Here is a 2,500-nt window from a genome sequence, read left to right as displayed (position 1 = left end):
CCGGGGCTCAAGACATGTACCGAAGCTGTGGATTTGATCTTATGATCAAGTGGTAGCGGAGCGTTCTGTAAGTCTGCGAAGGTGTGGCGTGAGCCATGCTGGAGATATCAGAAGTGAGAATGCTGACATGAGTAGCGATAAACAGTGTGAGAGACACTGTCGCCGAAATCCCAAGGGTTCCTGCGCAAGGCTAATCCGCGCAGGGTGAGTCGGCCCCTAAGGCGAGGCTGAAAAGCGTAGTCGATGGGAAACAGGTTAATATTCCTGTACCTGGTGGAATGTGACGGATACCGTAAGTTGTTCTTCCTTATTGGATTGGAAGGGCCGCGAAGGTGTCCCAGGAAATAGCACCACCATATAGACCGTACCCGAAACCGACACAGGTGGGATGGTAGAGCATACCAAGGCGCTTGAGAGAACTATGTTGAAGGAACTCGGCAAATTGCCTCCGTAACTTCGGGAGAAGGAGGCCCACCATTAAGGCAACTTTTTGGTGGGGGCACAAAAGAGGGGGTGGCGACTGTTTACTAAAAACACAGGGCTCTGCGAAGTCGCAAGACGACGTATAGGGTCTGACGCCTGCCCGGTGCCGGAAGGTTAAGAGGAGGTGTGAGAGCACCGAATTGAAGCCCCGGTAAACGGCGGCCGTAACTATAACGGTCCTAAGGTAGCGAAATTCCTTGTCGGGTAAGTTCCGACCTGCACGAATGGCGTAACGACTTCCCCACTGTCTCCAACATAGACTCAGCGAAATTGAATTCTCCGTGAAGATGCGGAGTACCCGCGGTTAGACGGAAAGACCCCGTGCACCTTTACTACAGCTTCAGTGTGGTATTAGGGACAACATGTGTAGCATAGGTGGGAGGCTTTGAAGCAGGGACGCCAGTCCTTGTGGAGCCAACCCTTGAAATACCACCCTTGTTGTTCCTGATATCTAACCACGTCCCGTGAACCCGGGACTGGGACCCACTGTGGCGGGTAGTTTGACTGGGGCGGTCGCCTCCCAAATGGTAACGGAGGCGCGCGAAGGTAGGCTCAGATCGGCCAGAAATCGATCGTTGAGTGCAATGGCATAAGCCTGCCTGACTGCGAGACTGACAGGTCGAGCAGAGACGAAAGTCGGTCATAGTGATCCGGTGGTTCTGTGTGGAAGGGCCATCGCTCAACGGATAAAAGGTACGCCGGGGATAACAGGCTGATACTGCCCAAGAGCTCATATCGACGGCAGTGTTTGGCACCTCGATGTCGGCTCATCTCATCCTGGGGCTGGAGCAGGTCCCAAGGGTTTGGCTGTTCGCCAATTAAAGAGGTACGTGAGCTGGGTTTAGAACGTCGTGAGACAGTTCGGTCCCTATCTGCCGTGGGCGCAAGAGACTTGAGAGGAGCTGCCCCTAGTACGAGAGGACCGGGGTGGACGGACCTCTGGTGGACCTGTTGTGGCGCCAGCCGCATTGCAGGGTAGCTATGTCCGGACGGGATAACCGCTGAAAGCATCTAAGCGGGAAGCCCCCCTCAAGATTAGGTCTCTCTGAGAGCCGTGGAAGACCACCACGTTGATAGGTCAGGTGTGGAAGTCCAGTAATGGATGAAGCTTACTGATACTAATTGCTCGATAGGCTTGAAGAGCCCCTCCATAGACAGAGAACAACACTCTCTCTATGTGTGGAACAACTTCAAAGCATGCACCAATAATAAAACGCAATCCGGCAAGCACTGCTTGCTGTTTACTCTTTTGTTGATCTGGTGGTTATAACAAGATTGTCCCACCCGGTCCCATCCCGAACCCGGAAGTGAAAGGTCTTTGTGCCGATGGTACTTCGTCTTAAGGCGCGGAAGAGTAGGTCGCCGCCAGATCTACAAAAGAGTAAAACATCATCACAACTTCAAAAAATTAAACAAACCGCCATAAGGCGGTTTTTTAATTTACCTCAAGCGCCGGCGCTCACGCTTGGCTTCCGCGAAAACGTTCGCGACGGCCAGTCGGCCTTGCCTCAGCCCCTCCGGGCTTCGGTAATTAGCGTGAAACCCGCTCAAGCCTCGCAAACAAAGCGAGCAGCCCTGAGCGCGCTTCATGGAATGGCAAAGCCAGACCGGAAGCAAAACATAATTGACGCGGGGTGGAGCAGCCCGCCAAGGCGAAGCGAAAGCGAAACCGTCTGCATCGCCGAAAGGCGCCAGACATACCTGCTACCGGGCGACGGCCCTAAACGTAGACATATGACGCGGGGTGGAGCAGCCCGGTAGCTCGTCAGGCTCATAACCTGAAGGTCGTAGGTTCAAATCCTACCCCCGCAACCAAATTTAAGGCCGATCCCCAACACGGGGGTCGGCCTTAAATCTTTGTTGGGCGGGGCCAGGCTTTGCTCCTGGTAAAACAGACCGCAAGGCTGTTTTACCAAAGGTTCCTAGCCAAGCTGACGAGGAGCAAAGCCACGAGACTAATCCTACCCACAAAACCAAAAACAAACCTCGGTCCCCAGGACCGTTTTTTGGCCTGGGG

Annotated in this window: 1 tRNA gene and 2 rRNA genes (1 of these 3 cut by a window edge); all 3 read left to right on the top strand. The window is 54.0% G+C overall.

The features are described from left to right. Positions 1-1,626, top strand: a 23S ribosomal RNA gene (locus KORLAC_RS14950) (it extends 1,119 nt beyond the left edge of the window). Positions 1,627-1,739: 113 nt separating this feature from the next. Continuing rightward, positions 1,740-1,854: ribosomal RNA gene (gene rrf / locus KORLAC_RS14945) — 5S ribosomal RNA — on the top strand. Between the two features lie 367 nt (positions 1,855-2,221). Beyond that, positions 2,222-2,298 (top strand) — tRNA-Met (locus KORLAC_RS14940). Positions 2,299-2,500 lie beyond the last annotated feature (202 nt).

Source organism: Kordiimonas lacus, assembly GCF_001550055.1.
In the GTDB taxonomy this organism is placed as follows: Bacteria; Pseudomonadota; Alphaproteobacteria; order Sphingomonadales; family Kordiimonadaceae; genus Kordiimonas; species Kordiimonas lacus.
This window is presented reverse-complemented; position numbering and strand designations above follow the sequence as displayed.